The 21,257-nt window shown below is 49.3% G+C and carries 14 protein-coding genes and 1 pseudogene; 6 read left to right on the top strand and 9 right to left on the bottom strand.

Annotated elements, in window-relative coordinates; translation table 11 throughout:
* Positions 1-8: 8 nt before the first annotated feature.
* Positions 9-605 (bottom strand): heme NO-binding domain-containing protein, encoded by a 597-nt coding sequence (locus V5J35_RS01155; RefSeq protein WP_354009510.1) that lies wholly within the window; start codon positions 603-605, stop codon positions 9-11.
* 60 nt (positions 606-665) lie between these two features.
* Between V5J35_RS01155 and V5J35_RS01160 the strand changes: the two genes are divergently transcribed.
* Both V5J35_RS01160 and V5J35_RS01165 read left to right on the top strand, forming a co-directional pair.
* Positions 666-1,400: a ribonuclease T2 family protein gene (locus V5J35_RS01160; protein ID WP_354009511.1), complete on the top strand. Its 735-nt coding sequence runs from the start codon at positions 666-668 to the stop codon at positions 1,398-1,400.
* Between the two features lie 87 nt (positions 1,401-1,487).
* Entirely contained in the window at positions 1,488-5,534 is a 4,047-nt protein-coding gene (locus V5J35_RS01165; protein ID WP_354009512.1) for a hypothetical protein, read from the top strand.
* 37 nt (positions 5,535-5,571) lie between these two features.
* On the opposite strand, the gene ppsA is transcribed toward V5J35_RS01165, so the two are convergent.
* Entirely contained in the window at positions 5,572-7,941 is a 2,370-nt protein-coding gene (ppsA, locus tag V5J35_RS01170) for a phosphoenolpyruvate synthase (RefSeq protein ID WP_354011345.1), read from the bottom strand.
* Positions 7,942-8,184: 243 nt separating this feature from the next.
* On the opposite strand from ppsA, the gene ppsR reads away from it, so the two are divergent.
* On the top strand, positions 8,185-9,006 hold the full coding sequence (gene ppsR / locus V5J35_RS01175; protein ID WP_354009513.1) for a posphoenolpyruvate synthetase regulatory kinase/phosphorylase PpsR: 822 nt from the start codon (positions 8,185-8,187) through the stop codon (positions 9,004-9,006).
* A 42-nt stretch (positions 9,007-9,048) separates the two neighbouring features.
* Positions 9,049-9,504: a GNAT family N-acetyltransferase gene (locus V5J35_RS01180; RefSeq protein WP_354009514.1), complete on the top strand. Its 456-nt coding sequence runs from the start codon at positions 9,049-9,051 to the stop codon at positions 9,502-9,504.
* A gap of 83 nt (positions 9,505-9,587) precedes the next feature.
* Here the strand turns inward: V5J35_RS01180 and V5J35_RS01185 are convergent, their stop codons facing one another.
* From V5J35_RS01185 to V5J35_RS01205, 5 genes and pseudogenes are all read right to left on the bottom strand, one after another.
* Positions 9,588-10,820 (bottom strand): hypothetical protein, encoded by a 1,233-nt coding sequence (locus V5J35_RS01185; RefSeq protein ID WP_354009515.1) that lies wholly within the window; start codon positions 10,818-10,820, stop codon positions 9,588-9,590.
* Positions 10,821-11,038: 218 nt separating this feature from the next.
* The gene (gene prpF, locus V5J35_RS01190; protein WP_354009516.1) at positions 11,039-12,235 is read right to left on the bottom strand and encodes a 2-methylaconitate cis-trans isomerase PrpF; all 1,197 of its coding nucleotides are present in this window, start codon (positions 12,233-12,235) and stop codon (positions 11,039-11,041) included.
* A gap of 12 nt (positions 12,236-12,247) precedes the next feature.
* Positions 12,248-14,858, bottom strand: a pseudogene (gene acnD, locus V5J35_RS01195) (Fe/S-dependent 2-methylisocitrate dehydratase AcnD).
* 110 nt (positions 14,859-14,968) lie between these two features.
* Positions 14,969-16,093 (bottom strand): bifunctional 2-methylcitrate synthase/citrate synthase, encoded by a 1,125-nt coding sequence (prpC, locus tag V5J35_RS01200; RefSeq protein WP_354009517.1) that lies wholly within the window; start codon positions 16,091-16,093, stop codon positions 14,969-14,971.
* 82 nt (positions 16,094-16,175) lie between these two features.
* Positions 16,176-17,021 carry an isocitrate lyase/PEP mutase family protein gene (locus V5J35_RS01205; RefSeq protein WP_354009518.1) on the bottom strand — a complete coding sequence of 282 codons (846 nt, stop codon included), beginning with the start codon at positions 17,019-17,021 and terminating at the stop codon, positions 16,176-16,178.
* A gap of 195 nt (positions 17,022-17,216) precedes the next feature.
* Between V5J35_RS01205 and pabB the strand changes: the two genes are divergently transcribed.
* Both pabB and V5J35_RS01215 read left to right on the top strand, forming a co-directional pair.
* Positions 17,217-18,647: an aminodeoxychorismate synthase component I gene (gene pabB, locus V5J35_RS01210; protein ID WP_354016239.1), complete on the top strand. Its 1,431-nt coding sequence runs from the start codon at positions 17,217-17,219 to the stop codon at positions 18,645-18,647.
* Positions 18,648-18,767: 120 nt separating this feature from the next.
* Positions 18,768-19,601: a hypothetical protein gene (locus tag V5J35_RS01215; RefSeq protein WP_354009520.1), complete on the top strand. Its 834-nt coding sequence runs from the start codon at positions 18,768-18,770 to the stop codon at positions 19,599-19,601.
* A gap of 146 nt (positions 19,602-19,747) precedes the next feature.
* On the opposite strand, the gene thrH is transcribed toward V5J35_RS01215, so the two are convergent.
* Positions 19,748-20,383: a bifunctional phosphoserine phosphatase/homoserine phosphotransferase ThrH gene (thrH, locus tag V5J35_RS01220; RefSeq protein ID WP_354009521.1), complete on the bottom strand. Its 636-nt coding sequence runs from the start codon at positions 20,381-20,383 to the stop codon at positions 19,748-19,750.
* A gap of 169 nt (positions 20,384-20,552) precedes the next feature.
* A complete protein-coding gene (locus V5J35_RS01225; RefSeq protein WP_354009522.1) occupies positions 20,553-21,161 on the bottom strand; it encodes a hypothetical protein in 609 nt (202 codons plus the stop codon).
* Positions 21,162-21,257 lie beyond the last annotated feature (96 nt).

Genomic DNA, 21,257 nt, shown 5'->3' on the forward strand with positions numbered 1-21,257 from the left:
GAAGAGAATCAGGATTTTCTTTCCATCAAGAAACGAGCTTCAGTACCGGGACCGACGCCGGGAAGGTCCTGCCGGTCGATCGTCAGGTTCTCATTGAAATGAGCAGCACAGCCCTTAATCAAACCTTCAGCAACCGAGGCAAAGGGACGGTGAGAGCGATAGTGAAGCTCCATTCTGTCATCCGTTTCACGAGTGCATGTCAACTTTGGCGGGTTTGCATCGGGATACAGTTTCTGAACTTCGATATGTATGTAATCTTCAACTTTCTCAATAAAGTCGAATCCAGAGCTTACGCCGTGAAAGAAATCAGCGTGAATCGTGGCAAAACGCCCAAACAGGTATTCGCCAAACGCCAGGGCCAGGTCGCCAAATTCCAGTCCGCTCTTTTCACTGAGAAGCGTTACCAGGTTCAGGACTTCTTCATGAGAATAAGTACCAAGAGAAGTGTATTCACCATTAGACTCAAGGTTGGCCGCTGAAAGGATCTCTTCTGCAACCTCGACCGAGAACTTATCTTCAACCATTTCCATGAATTCGGTAAAAATAACGCCTTTCATCGCTGTATGACCTGCAGGTAGGAACTTACCTAAATTAGCGGCACGCATGGTGGGATTTATAGGTGTTTTGGTTCAGGTGCTATCCTCTGCCCTGTTAAGAATCACAAAATGGCGGTATCCGTGAACAGTCTTGTCACTATTCTCTCGTTATTGTTTACCTTTTCTGTAAACGCTTCAGACCCGGGGGAAAAAGAAGAAAATCATGCGCCCAGTGGTCAGTTTGACTTCAATGTCTATGCGGTGACATGGCAGCCCACCTGGTGCTTAAAAAACGGAAAAGACCGTTGTGCAAACCGGTTTTATGTTCATGGTGTATGGCCTTACTTTAACCTTCCGGAAGAAGTGACGCACAACGCCATGCACAGCAAGTTGATCAACTATCACCCTTCATACTGTTACAACTCCCCGGGATGTAAAAGCAGTCAGGATTGTGAGATTGATGACCAGCAGGTTCTCACAGTTATGGACCATCCCTCAATAAAGGACTTATATCCACAGAGCATCCCTCTCTTTAAACACGAATGGCACAAGCACGGAACCTGTTCCGGACTGAAGCCGGAGAACTATTTTCTGCAGGCAGACGCCTACAGAAAAATGGTTTTTCCTAATCTGGAACCTTTGTACAGGCTTATTGATCAACATTCAGCCCCGTTTCAGGTCAGTACCTCTTATATAGAGTCCCTGCTACCGAACAATACGGGTCTAAGATGCACCTTGGTTAATGGTCAGGCCATGCTCTTTGAAATTTTCTTCTTCATCGACAGATTGGGAAACCCACATACAACTCAAACACAAATAGGAATGGATTGTACCGGTCAGGTCGTTATACCTGTCACTCACTAAAACTGACTGATTCTTATTAAGCCACTTTAATCGAATTTACTGCTATTTTTGACACACAAAATATTTTTCTGTTACGGAGACCTGTGGATGATGCAATGGTCACAGGGCTCTCAGCAAGCACAAAACCCAGAATCTATGGACTATAAAAAGCGGTTTGTCAGCTGCCGTCATGTTTTATTATCAATCTGTTTGATGCTGACTGCTCACGAGGCAAACGGAGGCTTATCTGATTATCTGTTTGTATTCACAAAAGGCAACAGGTTATTTAACGCTATTTCTGTGAATTACGCAGGAATCACTCGTAGAACTTTCACTCTTGGTGGGGAAGAAAGCTTTATTATTGCGGAAGAAATTCGTCTTAACGGGCTAACAGGACGGCTGCGTGTCACTGCAACCGATTACGCTACCCATTTTATTTTTCTGACCCCTGCCGGGCGAGCTGCAATCGCTGCAAACCCGGATGCTATTTCACAGGCTGAGGCTCTATCTTTTATCCCCTCCCAGGATTATTACCCATTATTTGGTACTGTTGGAACACTGCTATCTAACATCAGTACTACAAGATCGGAGTCTTACGACCAGCTCAAAGCGCAGTTACCCGGTGCTATTTATATCAATCCATCTATTTCAATGTCTACAGCCGGGGCTGGTGAACATGACTTCACCCCGACAAATGATGTGTTAGTTCTAACCTTCAATAATACAGATAAAACCAGTGAGCCAGACCCTATTAATAGTCCAGTCGTAGTGGGAAGAGTACTTGCGAGCGGCTCTTACAGGTTAACGGTAAGAATTGGTCAGCTGGTTGAGCCATTTATCTTCCGTGTACCCCCGCAATTGATCCTTAACCCTGTCGCAAGTTTCTATGTTCCATCTCCTACGCTGGCAGTCCCAGCCCCTAAGCCCCGATGGATTCCCCCTGTTAAAGACGCCCAGCGAGAGCAGTCTGAAGAAGCCAGTCAGGATAATGAAAGAACGGATGTAGATATTGCCATGGCCGTCTATTTCTACCCGGGGCAGAGTCGTCATGCCGGCTCTGGAACCCATCCGGTAAATCAAGCCAACACTGATATTATACTTGTTCAGCGCAGCGGTCCTGCTGAACCCATAAACCTTAACAGCCCCAGTGAAGAGAACGGAGCATCACAGGAAATAACGACCATCGAGTTCTCAGTTTTTTCAATGCACTCTGCCGTTCTGGCTGCTATGAAAAAGAGAAGAGAGAATCAAAGCTCAGCACCTGAAGTAAAGCTCAGCCTTCAGGCTGCCAGAAGAAAAATGAAAGATACTGTAGCCCACCTGAAAGGTTATCAGGCAGAACTGGCTGATTTTTCTGATGAAACCAAAGACGTTTCACTGATGAATACCAAAGACCTTGAACAGTTAGTCAATTACACCCGGCTTTTAATCCACCTGCATTCGGATTATATAGCCAGCGGCAAAATGACCCATAGGAAACTGATCAACACTGTCGACGAAGCTCTGCTTTACTCGCGCATTATCACCGTCTGGTTTCTTCACCGTCTGAAAAGCGAATCACTCGTTACCAGCGGCGGTTTGGAAAGCATCGACGTTCTGCCAGCCCAGCTTCTGGCGGAACTCTGTGATGGGCTGCAACCCACCAAGCCAAAACTGAAAACTCTTAAATACAACGAAGAGCAAATTCAAGCCTTACTGGATCAGGCTTGCACACTTGTTCTGAAAATGGTCGTGAATCTTGCTAACACCTACAAAAACAAACAACCGGCATTTACCCTGGCAGTCGCGAACGCCTGGCAAGACCTGCGCAGGGTTGTCTCGTTTCTTGCTGAGCACAGTCTATTCGACCTGGGCATGGTGCCGCTCAGTGCCTGGTCAGCAAAGTATGAGCTATCAATTATTGCAACTGAAATGGGAGACATTGACACACTACTGCTGCTTATGCAGTTGACTGAAGAACAGCTATCCGATGCAGGGCCTGAACATTTTATAGAAATTCAGCTTCTGTTTGACGGAACCCTGCGTATTCTGGTGAATATACTTCAGCAAATGGAACTGCCATCGGCAAATTTCACCTCTTTTATTAAAAGTGCAAAATTACTGAAACTGGATACCGCCCCGCTAGAAAATGCTATTGAAAAGCGGAAGCAGGACAACGCACGCTTCCTGGCCAAACAATCTGAAAAAATAAAGCAGAATGGCGACATCTGGACCGAAGAAGAAAAGCGGAAGTCAGACAGGCTTCGCCAGAAAATGCAGGACAATCAGAAAAAAGCCCAAAGGCTGAGGAAAAAAAGACATCAGGCCGCGAAACAGCATGGCAAAAAACCTGAACCTCAGAGTCCGGCCTTATCCACTGCGACCACCAATGATCCATCCTCTGAAATAAACACCACTGAACAGGACAGCAGACAGTCTTTGTATGAACAGGGAAGGCAGGCATTTACCGAAGAACGCTATAAAGATGCACTGCGAGATTACATGGAAGTACTCTCCATGACATCAGACCCGCTGCAGAGAGCGCGTATCATGTCTTCTATTGCTGACTGTTATTTCTTTTGGGGGAATTCCGCCAGCAGACTTCGGGGGCTGCTCGCAAAAGCTTACGATTATTATGAGGATGCAGAATGGGCCGTTCTGTCCGGAAACTACCCAAAACTCGATAAGGACGATTTTTTCAAACTGGTTCGCACAATAATAGCGACCATTAACGATGACCTGATCGAATCAGTCAGACAAGCCTACCGATGGCATGTGGAAGCCATTGATGAACTGCATGGTATCAAGGAGGAAAAAAAGGTTAACTACGATGCCGGCGAGGTCGAAGAACTCCTGAACCTTCTGATCCTTGAAGCTGAGGATCAGGACAACCTGGCCAGCAGCATAAAGGACGGGGTAATAACCTTGAATAAAGCCTCGGATCTCAGGCGACAAGCCATTAACAATAAGAAACCTGAACAGAGGCAGTCCCAAAGGGAAGAAGAAAAAAAGGTATTGAAACAACTCAGTCATCTTCAGGAAAAGGTAACGAGTCAAGCTGTGCGAAGAAAGGGAAAAGGACAAGCAGCGCAGAAACAAAAACCCGTTAAGGCAGAACCATCCTCATCTATTGAAACGGAACTGCAAAAATTGGAAACGGGTGAAGCCTCCTACCAGCTGCAACTCAGCGAAGTATTAGAAGGGTTCAGAGAGGGCGCAAAAAGAGCCATGGAGATTAAACGCTACTGGAAGAAAAAGACTCAACGCAATGAACTATCAGCGTCAGGGGTATCCGCTTCCGGAGCATCACAGGCTTCCCCCCCCTCCGGAATAATACCAATCAAACTTTCAAACCCCGTTATGAGCAAGCCATTTGAGTCCAATAGGGAATACCCTGAAGGGCATAAAGGCGGGGTGAGGAGTCATAGCTGTAGCTATGGTGACGATCCCCAACGCAGAATATTGGACTCAAATGGCTGCGCAATAGGGGATTTTGAAAGTGCGATTGGTATAAGCCATGATCTTAGCCAGAATCAACTGAACGAACTTCTGTACGCAAGTGGAGTCAGGGGATATGAAGTGGTTAATGTCCCCTATAACCACTGGTGTATGTTTGAGGCTATTGAGCGCTGGCTCAACCTTCTTTCCGAACGTGATAATTCGGTTAATAATCCGGGTGAAGGCTTTGAGTTATTCTACAGACTTGCTCACCGCGCAAAAATGATGGCGAATTATGATCCGGATGATGAGGAGTTAAATCAAATCGCAGCCACCTTCCTTGTAGACGGACCAGGTCAGCAAGCCTGGGGAACCACCGAAATCCTGCACCGACTTATTGCCCCTGTGCTGAATTTGAGCACACTGGTTCTGGCGGTAGACTTCTCAGAAGAGTCCCCTGTTCTTACAGGAACACTCTATTCCGATAATGTTATTTCTCAGGTAGCACCTGAGGTTATTGGTTCAACGATCAACTGGAATAATACGATCACTCTCCTTCACATCAACAACCACTGGCAGGCGGTACTGCCGGTCGCCGGGTTTGTGGAGCCAGCCCCTACCGGCGGCAACGCTACCGATACGACAGAAAGTGAGCAGTTGCCACCCATTGATGAGGGGCAAGGAGTACATCGTCTCGAAATATTGACCCCGGAAACTCCCCTTAGCCTGGGTCAATAACAACTCCTCCTCAACAACAAGACTACCTGAAAGGGCTTTAATTGACCGACTGTTCAGCCAGATACAACCAGGTTTCAACCACCGAGTCAGGATTCAGCGAGACTGTTTCAATGCCCTGCTCCATCAACCAGCGAGCCAGGTCCGGATGATCGCTGGGTCCCTGGCCACAGATACCAATGTATTTGCCCTGTGCCAGACAGGCTTTGATCGCCATCGACAATAACTGTTTAACCGCCCCGTTTCGCTCATCAAACAAATGGGCGATTAATCCGGAGTCCCGGTCAAGGCCCAGGGTCAGCTGGGTCATATCGTTGGAACCAATTGAGAAACCATCAAAGTACTGTAGGAACTCATTCGCCATCAAAGCGTTAGATGGCAACTCACACATCATGATCACACGCAACCCGTTTTCACCGCGTTTCAGACCATAACCCTCCATCAGTTCTACCACCTGTCTCGCCTCATCCGGTGTGCGAACAAAGGGAACCATCAGTTCTACATTCTCAAGACCCAGTTCTTCCCGAACCCGTTTCATGGCGATACATTCCAGCTCAAAACAGTCCCTGAAGGATTCAGAGATATAGCGGGAAGCACCACGGAAACCCAGCATCGGATTTTCTTCATCCGGTTCATAAAGCGAGCCACCAATCAGGTTGGCGTATTCATTGGATTTAAAATCAGACAGTCGCACAATCACTTTTTCCGGCGCAAAGGCTGCCGCAATGGTGGCAACGCCTTCCACCAGCTTGTCGATATAAAAGGACACAGGATCGCTGTAGCCGGAAATACGCTCAGAGACAATCCGTCTGACATTCTCTGGCAATGCATTGAAATTCAGCAGGGCTTTTGGGTGAACCCCGATCATTTTATTAATAATAAATTCCAGCCGCGCCAACCCTACACCACTGTTTGGCAGACGGGAAAAACTGAAGGCCCGGTCTGGATTCCCCACATTCATCATCAGCTTGAAGGGCAGCTCAGGCATCTTCTTAAGATCGCGGACATTGTGTTCAAAATTCAGCAGCCCCGGATAAATAAACCCGGTGTCCCCCTCGGCACAGGACACAGTAATATTCCTGCCTTCCTGAATCACCCGGGTAGCGTCGCCACAGCCCACAACTGCGGGAATACCCAGTTCTCTGGCGATGATGGCTGCATGGCAGGTACGCCCACCACGGTTAGTGACAATGGCTGAAGCTCGTTTCATCACCGGCTCCCAGTCCGGATCGGTCATATCCGTGACTAACACATCGCCTTCCTGCAGCTGGTCCATATCGTTCAGGTCAGTAATCATGCGAGCCTGACCCTGCCCAATGCGTTGTCCGATACTGCGGCCTTCCACCAGCGGTTCGGCCTGTTCAAGCAGACGGTAGCTCTCCAGGCGGTTACCATTTCGGCTCTGTACGGTTTCCGGACGTGCCTGAACGATATACAGCAAACCATCATCACCATCCTTTGCCCACTCAATATCCATCGGACAGCCATAATGCTGCTCAATCGTCATTGCCTGCCGGGCCAGTTCCAGAACATCGTCGTCAGTAATGGAAAAGCGACCACGGTCATCCAGGTCAACATCGACGGTATTAACCGAGGCACCCGCCGAACCGGTCCGACCATAAATCATCTTGATCGCCTTGCTGCCAAGGTTGCGACGAAGAACCGCGGGGCGATTCTGTCTCAGGGCTTCCTTATAGACATAAAACTCATCCGGATTCACAGCACCCTGAACAACAGTTTCACCCAGACCGAAGGACGCGGTTATAAAAACAGCGCCTTCAAAACCAGACTCCGTATCCAGAGTAAACATAACGCCGGAGGCACCCGTCTCACTGCGAACCATACGTTGAATACCAGCGGACAAAGCCACATTGCGATGATCAAAGCCCTGATGCACCCGGTAAGCAATGGCACGATCATTAAACAGGGAGGCAAACACTTCCCGAACGGCATACAGCACGTTGTCGGCTCCCCGGATGTTCAGGAAGGTTTCCTGCTGTCCTGCAAAAGAAGCGTCTGGCAAATCTTCTGCCGTCGCTGAAGAACGCACGGCCACCGGAAGGTCTGCCTGACCATTACACAACATCCGGTATGAATCGATAATGGCCTGTTCCAGCTCAGGACGAAAAGGTTCCGACATAATCCAGTGTCGGATCTGAGCACCTGCAGTTGCCAGCGCACGCACATTATTGATGTCCAGATCGTCCAGCACTTCATGTATACGATCGTACAATCCGTTGCTTTCAAGAAAATCGCAGTAGGCTTCTGCTGTTGTGGCAAAACCTCCCGGTACCCGAACCCCGGCACCACTCAGGTTACTGATCATTTCACCCAGAGATGCATTCTTACCACCCACCTGCTCAACATCACTGGCACCCAGAGAGTCCAGGCTGGCAACAAAACTATTCACACGACTGACCGCACTGTTATCCGGGCTACTGTTAGAGCAATTCCCGGAACCCTTATTCAAACTATCCACAATCGTTTCCTCTGGCGCGTTTCTCCCGTAAACACGCGGTTACTGTTTTATTCCAGATCCGGCCAGAAGCTTTTGCGACAGCAGAATCTACACCCGTCATCTTAATACCGGTACAATATGTGCGATTCTGTTATCAAATGAAATACCCTGAAACAATTAAAAAGAGTATTTTTTGTGCATCGCAATGTATTTTTTATCTCTGACGGTACCGGCATAACCGCTGAATCCTTTGGGCAGAGCCTGCTGGCACAGTTTACCGGTCCTGAGTTCAGGCATGTCACCCTGCCTTATGTGGACACTGTTAAAAAAGCCGCACAGGCACTGGAAACCATTCAGCAGTCCCAGAGCGCCGATGGTACTCAGCCCATACTGTTTATGACTGTACTCAATGAAGAAGTCAGCAGCATGATGCATGCCAGTGGTGCTTATGTGATTGACCTGTTCCAGGCTTTTCTGCCCGGTCTGGAACAGGAATTTGGTCAGCACCCTCTCTATCGTCCCGGGCAGAAACGTTCGACCCACAGCAACAGCAGTTACCACCGCCGCATCGAGGCGGTGCAGTTTGCTCTGGATAATGATGATGGCTGCCGGACCCGCAATTACGACAAAGCCGACATTATTCTGCTGGGGGTATCCCGCTCCGGCAAAACCCCGACCTGTATTTATCTTGGTCTGCAGTTTGGGATTTTCGCTGCCAACTACCCGATAACCGAGGAGGATTTCGAACTGACAACACGGCTACCAGCACCCCTCAAACCATATCGCCGGAAACTGTTTGGACTGACCATCCACCCCGGCCGGCTGTCAGGCATTCGCCATGAACGCAAGCCCAACAGCCGTTACGCTTCCAGCCAGCAATGTCAGCACGAGGTCTTCAGCGTTGAACAGATGTACCGGCAGGAAAAAATCCCTTCCATCAACAGTACTGATTATTCGGTAGAAGAAATCGCCACCCGGATCATGGCCATGACAGAGTTAGAAAGGCGACTGAAATAAGGTAATCTGTCCCGCTCTGACAGGGAGCTATAGGGAGCGACAATGAAACTGCATTATAGAAACGCCGAAACCAGTGATCTGCCTGAACTGATTGCCATGCTGGCAGACGATAAGCTGGGGCAGCTGCGGGAAGATACTTCAATACCGGTTAACCCGCGCTACCAGCAGGTGCTTGCTGCCATTTTGCAAGACCCCAATAACGAACTGGTGGTGGTTGAGTACAACCAGCGCATTGCCGGAATGCTGCAATTAACCTTTATCCCCTACCTGAGCCATACCGGCTCCTGGCGCTGCCTGATTGAAAGTGTCCGGGTTCATAGCGACTTCAGAGGTAAAGGGCTTGGTACAGAATTGATACGCTGGGCAATCGGGCGCGCTAGGACAAGAGAGTGCAACCTTGTGCAACTGACCTCGGACAAACTGCGCAGTAAAGCGATACGCTTTTACCGAAGCCTTGGCTTTGTGGATTCTCACGAAGGGTTCAAGTTAAAGCTCTAGCGTTTATGACCATACAGCCGTCACTCCCGCAAAGGCGGGAGTGACATTGAGAAAAGTTGCATGGTTTTTACCGCTTAGCTGTACTAGTCATCCGATCCACCAAAGCCACCGCCAACACCGCCGCCATCGGTTATAGCACTGATCAGGGTGTCGAGCATAAATCCTCCCATACCTCCTCCACCAGAGGTATTGGAACGCGCTTCCCTTGCCCGCTGCTCTTCAACAAGGGTGGAGCGAGCGGGAATAGCAATAGCACCATGATCCCGCAGTATCCCCATGGTCACCCGGCATCCATGGTAGTGGGCAGAAGTATAAGCGGTCCAGGCAAAGGGCTTTTTGGGGTTCTCTTTATTAATTTGGCCTTTGACACGACCATCTTTTAACAAACACTTTACGTTATCCGTTTTACCTATCGAACTGGCCTTCATCAGAGCGGTAAAACCTCTGTCACATGCAGCATTCGGATCAACCAGGGGGAAGCCCGCACAGTTCTTAAGACTCAGAATATAGGAGATCACCTTCGATTTATCTGAATTAATGCCTGCCGTAATCCGAAGTAATTTCTCTGCAAAGAGCTTGTTTCTTAGCGGATGATGGGAATTGTCGGGAATGGCTTTCCGTGCTACATCCAAAAGGCTAGCGTCGCATCGTTCAGCGACTAACTTGAGGGCGTAGGCAGAGAAGGCTCTGTCCTTGCAACCGTTTGACACTATTTTTTTCAACATTCCCGCGAAGTCCGCACCGAGGGCTTTATGGGCTGTGCCAGTGAGCAGTAGTTGCAACAGATCCTGACCCATTTTGTTTACCGCTGCCACACTCCCGGGAGGCGCAGAATCCAGCAGTGTACCAACCATTTCCCAATGGTTATTTAATGCCGCACTGATCAGTGGTGTATTGCCACTTTTTTTGCTTGGGGCATTAATATCAACACCTTCAACCCTCATAGTATTTTCGATGGATGTGAAGTTAGATGCTGCGGCTTTTCTGTGGAGTCTCTGACCGCTTCGAGAGCCAATAAAGTCAGGAAGAATGTCAGGTGCCCTTTTGTCAGGTACTTTGAACTGGCTAACGGATTGATCAATAAGTTTAATGGGTTTTGGAAGTCTGGGGCAGCAGCCTGTGGGGTTGTTGTCCTCAAGCAGGTCGCTGGCACTGATGAGATACTCCCTCAATTGTTTTTTGTCAGTTACAGGCGTCGCGGTGTCAGAGCGGCCTACACAGGTGGCCGCCGTAACTGATTCTGCTTTTGGGTTTTCAGATAAAGAGCCTGATGGATAGGCAGCCATCCCTGGATTTGTTGCTGTACAAGCTTGCATCGTACTTTTCCACTGTTTATCTATTCATCATCTGCCTTTCCTGAATATTTTCTGGCAAGGCGACATCTGGAACACCCTCAGGTGGTTTCATTACTTTAATAGGACAGTGATATAGAGAAATCGTTCGTTCTGTTTTCTGGTGGCTTCATTATTTGGCATCGGCTGGAGGATAGCCGGTATCCGCCCGAAACCGGCTGCATTCAAAGCCGAACAGGATATCAGAACGCATCACCAGGCACACGAACCCAGCCTTCCATCAACACTCTGGCGCTCCGGCTCATAACCGCCTTCTCAACAACCCACTCCCCCTTAACAAGACTGGCACTGGCACCCACTTTTAATGTACCCGATGGATGACCAAAGCGAACCACCTGCCGTTCGCCCCCTCCGGCTGCAAGGTTCACCAGCGTTCCGGGAATAGCAGCCGCAGTAGCAATCGCCACCGCTGCTGTTCCCATCATGGCATGATGAAGCTTACCCATGGACATTGCCCTGACCAGCAGGTCAACATCATTCGCTGACACCGCTTTGCCACTGGAGGCCTTATAATCAGCAGGCTTGCCAACAAAGGCGAGCTTGGGGGTATGCTGCCTGTGCGCTGCCTGATCAATATGGTCAACCAGCCCCATCTGAACCGCACCATGAGCACGAATGGTTTCGAGTCGCTTCAAAGCCTCTTCATCACCATTAATAACATCCTGCAGCTCTGTCCCGGTGTAACCAATATCCTGAGCGTTCAGGAAAATGGTGGGAATTCCTGCATTAATCATGGTGGCTTTGAAACAGCCAATACCTGGCACGTCCAAATCATCCACCAGCTGCCCGGTAGGGAACATGGCTTCACTGGCATCCACCGGACTTAAAAACTCAACCTGCACTTCTGCGGCAGGAAAGGTGACGCCATCCAGCTCAAAATCACCGGTTTCCTGCACCTCGCCGTTACTGATGGGAATACGGGCAACAATGGTTTTCCGGATATTCACCTGCCAGATCCGTACCGTGGCAATGCCATTGTCTGGAATCCGGTTCGGATCAACCAGCCCTTTGCTGATCGCAAAGGCTCCCACGGCAGCCGTCAGGTTGCCACAGTTACCACTCCAGTCCACGAACGGTCTGTCGATGGCGACCTGGCCAAACAGATAGTCCACATCATGATCCGGTTGACCACTTCTGGAAACAATCACCGTTTTGCTGGTACTGGAGGTAGCGCCTCCCATACCATCGGTGTGTTTGCCATAGGGATCAGGACTGCCAATAACACGCAACAACAGTTTATCCCTGGCTTCACCCGGTAACTGAGCCGGTTCAGGAAGGTCTTCAAGACTGAAGAACACCCCTTTGCTGGTTCCGCCACGCATATAGGTGGCGGGAATTTTCACCTGAGGCACTGTTTTCACCTGAGGCACATCACTCATAGCTTCCCCTCCTTATGCCGTAGCATCCGCTGGCTGCTCGTCTTTGCTCAGAAAATCACTGGCAAAGCGCTGAAGCACGCCACCCGCTTCATAAATGGATATTTCCTCAGCGGTATCAAGACGACAGGTCACAGGGACTTGAACCGTTTCACCATCACCGCGATGGATCAAAAGGTTCAGCGTGGCACCCGGTATCCTCTCACCCACAACATCAAAGGTTTCGGTACCGTCAATACCCAGAGTCTTTCGGGTGACACCCGGTTTAAACTCCAGCGGCAGCACCCCCATTCCTACCAGGTTGGTTCGGTGAATGCGTTCAAACCCTTCAGCGACAATTACCTCCACACCGGCAAGGCGCACACCTTTAGCCGCCCAGTCACGGGATGACCCCTGACCATAATCAGCCCCGGCGATAATGATCAATGGCTGCTGGCGCTCCATATACGTTTCAATCGCTTCCCACATTCGAGTGACCTTTCCTTCCGGCTCAACCCGCGCCAGTGAGCCCTGAACCACTTCACCATGGTCTGTCACCATTTCGTTCAGCAGCTTTGGGTTGGCAAAGGTGGCTCTCTGGGCCGTCAGATGGTCACCACGGTGGGTGGCGTAGGAGTTAAAGTCTTCTTCCGGCAGCCCCATTTTCGCCAGATACTCCCCGGCGGCACTGGCTGGCAGAATCGCATTGGACGGCGACAGATGATCGGTGGTTATATTATCGCCAAGCACCGCCAGAGGACGCATGCCTGTCATGGTACGCTCACCTGCCAGAGCCCCTTCCCAGTAAGGCGGCCGGCGAATATAAGTACTTTGTGGACGCCACTGATAAAGTGGGCCTGTTGTCCCTTCATGGTCAGACTGCAAATCAAACATGGGAATATACACTTCCCGGAACTGTTCCGGCTTCACATGAGCCTGAACAATCGCATCAATCTCTTCATCCGTGGGCCAGATATCCTTCAACGTGACAGGATTACCTTTCTGATCAAGGCCAAGAACATCCTGTTCGATATCAAAGCGAATGGTTCCGGCAATGGCATAGGCCACCACCAGCGGTGGTGAGGCAAGAAAAGCCTGTTTCGCATAAGGATGGATACGCCCGTCAAAGTTACGGTTCCCCGACAGCACCGCTGTTGCATACAGATCGCGGTCAATCACTTCCTGCTGAATGACCGGATCAAGGGCTCCACTCATGCCGTTACAGGTGGTACAGGCAAAGCCGACGATACCAAAGCCAAGGCTTTCCAGCTCTGGCAGCAGACCGGCGGATTCAAGATACAGCTGCACCGCTTTGGAGCCGGGAGCAAAGGAGGTTTTCACCCAGGGTTTACGGATAAGTCCAAGGGCATTGGCTTTCTTCGCTAACAGTCCCGGCTGCCACCGTATTTCTGGGGTTAGAGGTATTGGTACAACTGGTAATGGCAGCAATAATCACAGCCCCGTCAGGCATCAGACCGGGTTCGTTTTCTACTTTGCCGGAAATGCCCTGTTGTGCCAGTTCAGAGGTGGATACACGACGATGCGGGTTGGAAGGGCCGGCAATATTGCGCCCCACCTTTGACAGGTCAAACGTCAGAACCCGCTCATATTCCGCCTGTTCCAGACTGTCTGCCCAAAGTCCTGTGGTTTTAGCGTAGTGTTCGACCAGTCTGACCTGATCATTGTCCCTGCCGGTCAGCCTCAGGTAATCAATGGTCTGCCGGTCGATGTAGAACAGTCCCGCAGAGGCACCAAATTCCGGTGTCATATTGGAGATGGTGGCGCGGTCGCCCAGGGTCAGGTCGGCCACCCCTGTACCGTAAAATTCCAGATAAGACGACACAACCTTCTGATTACGCAGGAACTCCGTCAGTGCCAGTACTATATCCGTGGCGGTAATACCGGGCTGGCGTCTGCCGACAATCTCAACACCAATAATGTCGGGCAGACGCATCCAGGAAGCCCGTCCGAGCATCACGCTTTCTGCTTCCAGTCCACCAACACCAAGGGCAATCACTCCCAGGGCATCCACATGGGGCGTATGGCTGTCAGTACCTACCAGTGTATCCGGAAAAGCCACGCCATCACGGGACTGAATAACCGGTGACATTTTCTCAAGGTTAATCTGGTGCAGAATGCCATTGCCGGGTGGAATCACATCGACGTTTTTAAAGGCTTCCCTGGTCCAGTTAATAAAGTGGAAGCGATCTTCATTGCGCCGGTCCTCAATAGCCCGGTTCTTGTCAAAAGCGTCTTTGTCGTAGCCCCCGTGTTCCACCGCCAGTGAATGATCCACAATAAGCTGGGTAGGCACCACCGGGTTAATCTGTGCCGGATCGCCGCCCTGTTCAGCAATGGCGTCACGCAGACCGGCAAGGTCGACCAGCGCGGTCTGCCCAAGGATATCGTGGCAGACAACCCTTGCCGGATACCAGGGAAAGTCCAGCTCCCGTTTGCGCTCAATGATCTGCTGCAAGGAAGCTGTCAGCGTTTCCGGATCACAACGGCGTACCAGGTTTTCCGCCAGTACCCGGGCAGTGTATGGCAGCTTAAGGTAAGCACCCGGCTGAATCGCGTCTACGGCAGCCCGGGTGTCATAATAATCCAGATCAGTCCCTGGTAAGGGTTTTCGATAGGCCTTGTTCATGGAAAAGTTCATGGAAAAGTTCATGGCAGCTGTACTCGTAACAATAAATCCACCGGGTCAAAAGGAAAAGAGCCACCCGGAGTCCGGGTGGCGATTGAATCAACCCGTTGTTAACGGTCTGCCAGCGGCACCCAGCTGCGTGGCTCAGAGCCAATATAATCAGCAGAAGGGCGGATGATCCGGTTATTCGCCCGCTGCTCCATAACGTGAGCCGTCCAGCCTGAAACCCTTGAACACACAAAGATAGGTGTAAACAGTTTCGTGGGAATGCCCATAAAGTTATACGCAGACGCGTGGAAGAAATCTGCATTACAGAACAATCTTTTTTCATCCCACATCAATTGTTCAATGGCTTCGGAAACCGGATAGAGCACCTGGTCCCCCACTGTTTCACCCAGTTGCTTTGACCACTTCTTGATAATCGCATTGCGGGGATCAGACTCGCGATAGATGGCATGACCAAAGCCCATGATCTTGTCCTTGCGTTCCAGCATGCCTTTTACGCCTTCTACGGCCTCATCCACCGAACTGAACTGTTCGATCATATCCATAGCCGCTTCATTGGCACCCCCATGCAGAGGCCCGCGCAGGGAACCAATTGCGCCAGTCACGCAGGAGTGCATATCCGACAGGGTGGAGGCGCAGACCCTGGCAGTAAACGTTGATGCATTGAATTCATGTTCGGCGTACAGAATCAGCGAAACATCCAGACAGCGGCGATGGTCGGGAGAGGGTTCTTTGCCATGAAGCATGGTCAGGAAATGGCCGGCAATGGAATCGTCACCCACCTCAGTCTCAATCCGTTCACCATTGTGGCTGAAGTGGTACCAGTACAGAAGGATTGAAGGCAGAGCCCCCAGCAGGCGATCCGCTACATCCTGCTGCTCAGTAAAGCTTTTCTCGGTTTCCAGATTGCCAAGAACAGATGTACCTGTTCGCAATACATCCATGGGGTGAGCATCCGCAGGGATCTGCTCCAGGCATACTTTTAATGGCTGAGGCAACCCCCGGAAGGCTTTCAATCGCTCTTTATAACCCGACAGTTCACTGGCATTGGGCAGGTCGCCATTGAACAGCAGATAAGCTACTTCCTCAAAGGTAGCGTGGTCTGCCAGCTCGGAAATGTCATAACCACAGTAAGTCAGCCCGGTACCAGACTGACCTACGGTACATAAAGCCGTTGATCCCGCACTCTGGCCACGCAGACCTGCGCCACCCAGTTTTTTCTCAGCCATGGTGTTACTCCATTCTTGTTATGGATGTTGTTATTACTAAAGTAAGACATTACTTTAATTATTTGTAATATCTTTCTGATTATTAAGGATTTAAAAACTCTTTTGTTCTGACCAGTCGTTCACGGTCCTGAAAAGTCAGCATATCATCCGCAACCGCTCCGCTGTCGCCGTCACGCCGGATCACATCCAACACTTCTTTCATGGCCGTCATGGCGGCACGCTGTAAATCAGACGGAATAATGATCAGCTGATAACCCATGGCTTTCAGGTCAGTCGATGGCACCAGAGGCGTTTTGCCGCCATAAAACATGTTGATCAGCTTGGGACCCGGTGCCTGTCTGGCGATGGCTTCAATCTGTTGAACCGTCTGCGGCGCTTCGACAAAGAGCATATCGGCACCGGCATCAACATAAGCTCTGGCCCGGGCAATGGCATCATCAAAACCGGTGACAGCAATCGCATCGGTACGGGCTATGACCAAAACCTCTCCGGCATATTTGCTGGCCACCTCGATTTTTCTGCACATATCATCAGCAGCAATCAGGGATTTGCCATCCAGATGACCGCAACGTTTAGGAAACTCCTGATCTTCAAGGTGAAAGGCTGACACTCCGGCACCTTTGAACAGCTCAACCGTGCGCTTAACATTGACCTCATTACCGAAACCCGTATCGGCATCGGCAATCACTGGCAGAGACGTGGACTCACAAATCTGTCGAACCCGGTCCACCACTTCCGTCAGAGTTAACAGACCAATGTCGGGTACACCGGTGCTGCGGGCAATGGCTCCACCACTGGCGTAAAGCGCAGAAAAACCGGCTTCTTCTGCCAGACGCGCAGAGAGCCCATCGTAAACACCCGGAGCGGTTACAATACCCTGCTTCATAATCAGGCGAGTCAGGGCGTTGTCTTTATCCGTCAGTGGCATATTAACGCACTCCTTTGAATTATTGTTTGAACATCAGCTACATCAATACAGGATTTTAGGAAACAGTATTATAATGTGCCAGCACATACAAACCCGGTCTCTGAAGCAGACCTGAGCGATATCTGAGCTATCTCTATACAGAAACGGGCAAACTGTCTACATTGTTCATGGCGGTAAGTATTGACTACAGGTAAAATGCCATCAATTTTTTGCACGCTACTTTTTTCTCGCTACTTTATGGCCTATATGAACGAACTGATCATCGTTGATCTGGACTATCTGGCTGACTCCAGCATCTGGTTTGAACATTTTCTGAATGAAACCCTGCCCTGCTTTCTCGACAGCTGCGGTTCAGAGTATTCAGCATCACACACTCGTTACGACATCATCTCCGCCAATCCATGGGCCGTTGTAGCGGTAGACAATAACGGGCAAGTGAATGTTACCAATCATTTAACCGGGGAAAGCAGTGACCATTCCAGCCAGTCACCCTTTGAGTGTCTGTCCGGGCTGCTGGAACAAATGACACCTGTCGCAAAACACGCCCTGCCCTTTACCGGAGGTGCCATGGGTTTCTGGGGCTATGAGCTGGCATCAGTACTGGAACCGGGCCGAATTGCCAGGCGAGAGATGGAAACGCCTTTAATGAGTGTTGGCCTGTACCACTGGGCGCTGATCACAGACCATGAACAGCAGTCGACACAGATTGTCTTTCACCCGGACTGCCCGGAGCAGGAAAGAGAAAAGATTCTGGCCCTGATCGACAGACAGCCTGTAGCCCGGTCATCAGCGTTTAAAATAACCCGTGGTTTTACCCCCTCCATCAGCAAAACCGAGTATGAAGAAGCTTTTAACAGAATTCAGGATTACATTCTTGCCGGTGACTGTTACGAAGTGAACCTGACCCAGGAGTTTATTGCCCACTATCAGGGCAACAGCTGGCCAGCCTATAAGCAATTGCGAAAAGTCAGCCCTGCTCCTTATTCTGCCTATCTGTCACACCCTGACTTTGAGATTCTCAGTCACTCTCCCGAGCGCTTCATCAAAGTCTCAGACCACCATGTCGAGACCCACCCCATAAAAGGTACCCGCCCCAGGGGAGCCACAGAGCAGGAAGACCGACAGTATGCCCGGGAGTTGCTGGAATGTGAGAAGGACCGGGCAGAGAACCTGATGATCGTTGATCTGCTACGCAATGATTTGGGTAAAATCTGTAAAACAGGCAGCATAAAAGTACCTCGCCTTTTTGCCCTTGAAAGCTATGCCAACGTGCATCACCTGGTCAGCACAGTGACAGGGGAGCTGGCTGAAGACCACCATGCTCTGGACGTGCTGTTTCACGCATTTCCCGGAGGCTCTATTACCGGCGCTCCCAAGATTCGCTCCATGGAGATCATCCACGAACTGGAAGCTTCTGCGCGAAACATTTATTGCGGGTCAATTGGCTACATCAGCACAGATGGGCAGATGGATACCAGTATTACCATCCGCTCACTGATTGCCCGGAACAATCAGCTGCGCTGCTGGGGCGGTGGCGCCATTGTGGCCGATTCAGACTGTGAACAGGAATATCAGGAGTCAGTCACCAAGGTTAAAAACCTGATGCAGGGTTTGGAAAGCATGTAATGATATGGCAGGCTTCCTCAGCCTGCCCGAAAGTTCTGGACAATTGAAGATAAAATTCGACTTAGCAAGGCTAACAGCAAACTATACTTCGGGCTTCTACAACCTCTACAAGAAGTGATTATGTGGAATCCAGCTTTTTATCCCACTGCTAAAATCTCAATTGTACTGCGTACACTGACTTTTTTGATACTTATAGCTTTCTCCTTAAACGCAGAAAAGGCACTGGCTCAAACCCTTCATTTGAAGAAAAGAGTATCTAACGAGGCATATCCATACAGTATTCGCAAGGCAAATAATGGCTTTCTGGAACTAAGAGGAAATCATACTGTTCCTGATGGCCAGGATATAAAAATAGAAAGCGATTCTGATTTTGCTCTGTGCTTTACCCCTAAATATTTTCAAGGTGAACAATTGGCTACTCATTCCATGAGATACGCCTTTAACATGACTTTAAACGGAACGACGTGTTATTCAATAAATCATGAAAGTCAAACAAAGATCATTGATTACCACAACGATATAGCTACCAACTCCAAAAAAAATTATTTACATCTCTGTCAAAAATTCAAACCTTCCTGTGGAATGCTTAATAACGTATTTTCGAATTTATCTAAATCAAAATCGCTATCATTAGATAAAATAATCAATAAAAAAATGGTGGATTTTTTTCCTGAATTGATACCTTTATTAAATGAATGTATAGCCAAGCATTTTCACTGTACACTGTTTGATTATTTTTGCGGTTATGATGAATTCACCCATGGAGATTGGACAGTACGAGAATTTTTAGGGAGAGTATGGGGGATTCTGATTGATTCTGAATCATCATCTGAAAAAGAGCATTGTCACCAATACTCATCAGGACTACATTGTTCAATCGCAGGGTGTGGAGTTAGCGAAGGTGATAAATGTGGTGCAAATAATGAGATACTCTATCTGAAAAGTCCCAAATAAATATCCTTGTAAAGACAAAGCCAAACTCGCACGAACAGGGCGTTTCACCCAGTTCATGCAGGGGCTGGCGTACCAAACTGGCGTACCAAAGGAGTAGCTTCCCTGTAAAACAGTCTGGCTCCAGCCCCGAGGGTTACAGTTTATTTTTACTGCTCCAAAAAGGCCTGCTTCAACGCTTCATAACTGTTGATGGCAGGGAACTGCGGAAACTCCCGGATCACGTTGTCAGGCGCATGGAACAGAAAGCCAGCGTCTGCTTCACTCAGCATGGTGGTATCGTTGTAGGAATCCCCTGCGGCAATAACCCGGTAATTAAGATTTTTCAATGCTTTTACAGAACATCGTTTAGGGTCTTCCTGACGCAGCCTGTAACCAGCCACCATTCCCTGCTGGTCAATATCCAGCTTATGACAGAAGAGGGTCGGGCGACCCAGCTGAGCCATTAGCGGATCGGCAAACTCATAGAATGTATCTGACAGGATAATCAACTGATAGCGTTCACGAACCCAGTCCAGAAATTCTCTGGCTCCGGGCAGAGGCGATAAAGTGGCAATGACCTTTTGAATCTCTGCCAGACCCAGCCCATGCTTTTTCAGAACGCCAAGACGCATGGTCATCAGTTCATCGTAATCTGAAATATCACGGGTAGTCGCTTTGAGTTCCTCTATGCCAGTATGCCGGGCAAATTCAATCCATATTTCCGGAACCAGCACACCCTCTAGATCCAGGCAGATTATAGTGGAGAAATTATTTGTAAAATTTGAAGCGTGATCTATTGTCATTATTTACGCAGCCTTTGCGATTATTAGCGTCACTGAATGTTAATCGTTGTTATAGATGATCAATCAAAATATATGACTGAATATTTTGTAGTGATATTAGAGTTATCAGGCTTCGAAAGCCAGAGGAGCTATAGATTTAACAGTGTTATTCGTGAAGAAGGGCTGCAATTTATTGTACTACGGGCAAACCCACCCTGAAAATCGCCCACTCCGATCCGGACTCTTTGGAGTAATGTTCGAAACTGAATCTCGTCAAGTGCCGTATGAATGTTCTTGTGTCCGGGTACTCATACAAACCCATTCCATAATCAAACATTTCCAGCACCCCAACATCCCGTCGTATACCTACCACATGTCCCCGGTTATTGGTCTTATTCCAAAATCCAAAAATGTAATGACCTGAGAGACCTGAAACCCAGTTTACAACGAACTTCGGGTCGAACATTCCTGTTCCATACTGCCTGTCCAGAACGGCCAGGTCTTGAGAACTGAGATAAGAAGGGAGTGCCTCAAGCTCTGTCACTCCGCTATCCAAAGGCAACATTGCATAAGTTGTATGCACAATTGTCATCAAGAACACACTCCCAAGCTCAGCGGCACTTTTTATACCTCTTCCTTCAGAAGCTATGCTTTTTTTCAACCAGGTTATTGTAGCCCCTACACAGATACCTGCACCTTCTGTCGAAACAAAACGGGTGCTTCCATCAACCGTTTCTTTACGCCATTTGACGAATGCAGAGTAAGTATTGAACGATGTAGTGAATAGCTTTTTAACCACTTTTTTGCCCCTGAACCTGAAGTTCCGGAAGTATAGGCGTTTCAAGGTCTGTTCATACGAGAAAGGGAAGATGACACAGGGAAAAGGTTTCTGCCA

Origin of the sequence: Endozoicomonas sp. NE40 (assembly GCF_040549045.1) — a bacterium.
GTDB lineage: Bacteria > Pseudomonadota > Gammaproteobacteria > Pseudomonadales > Endozoicomonadaceae > Endozoicomonas_A > Endozoicomonas_A lisbonensis.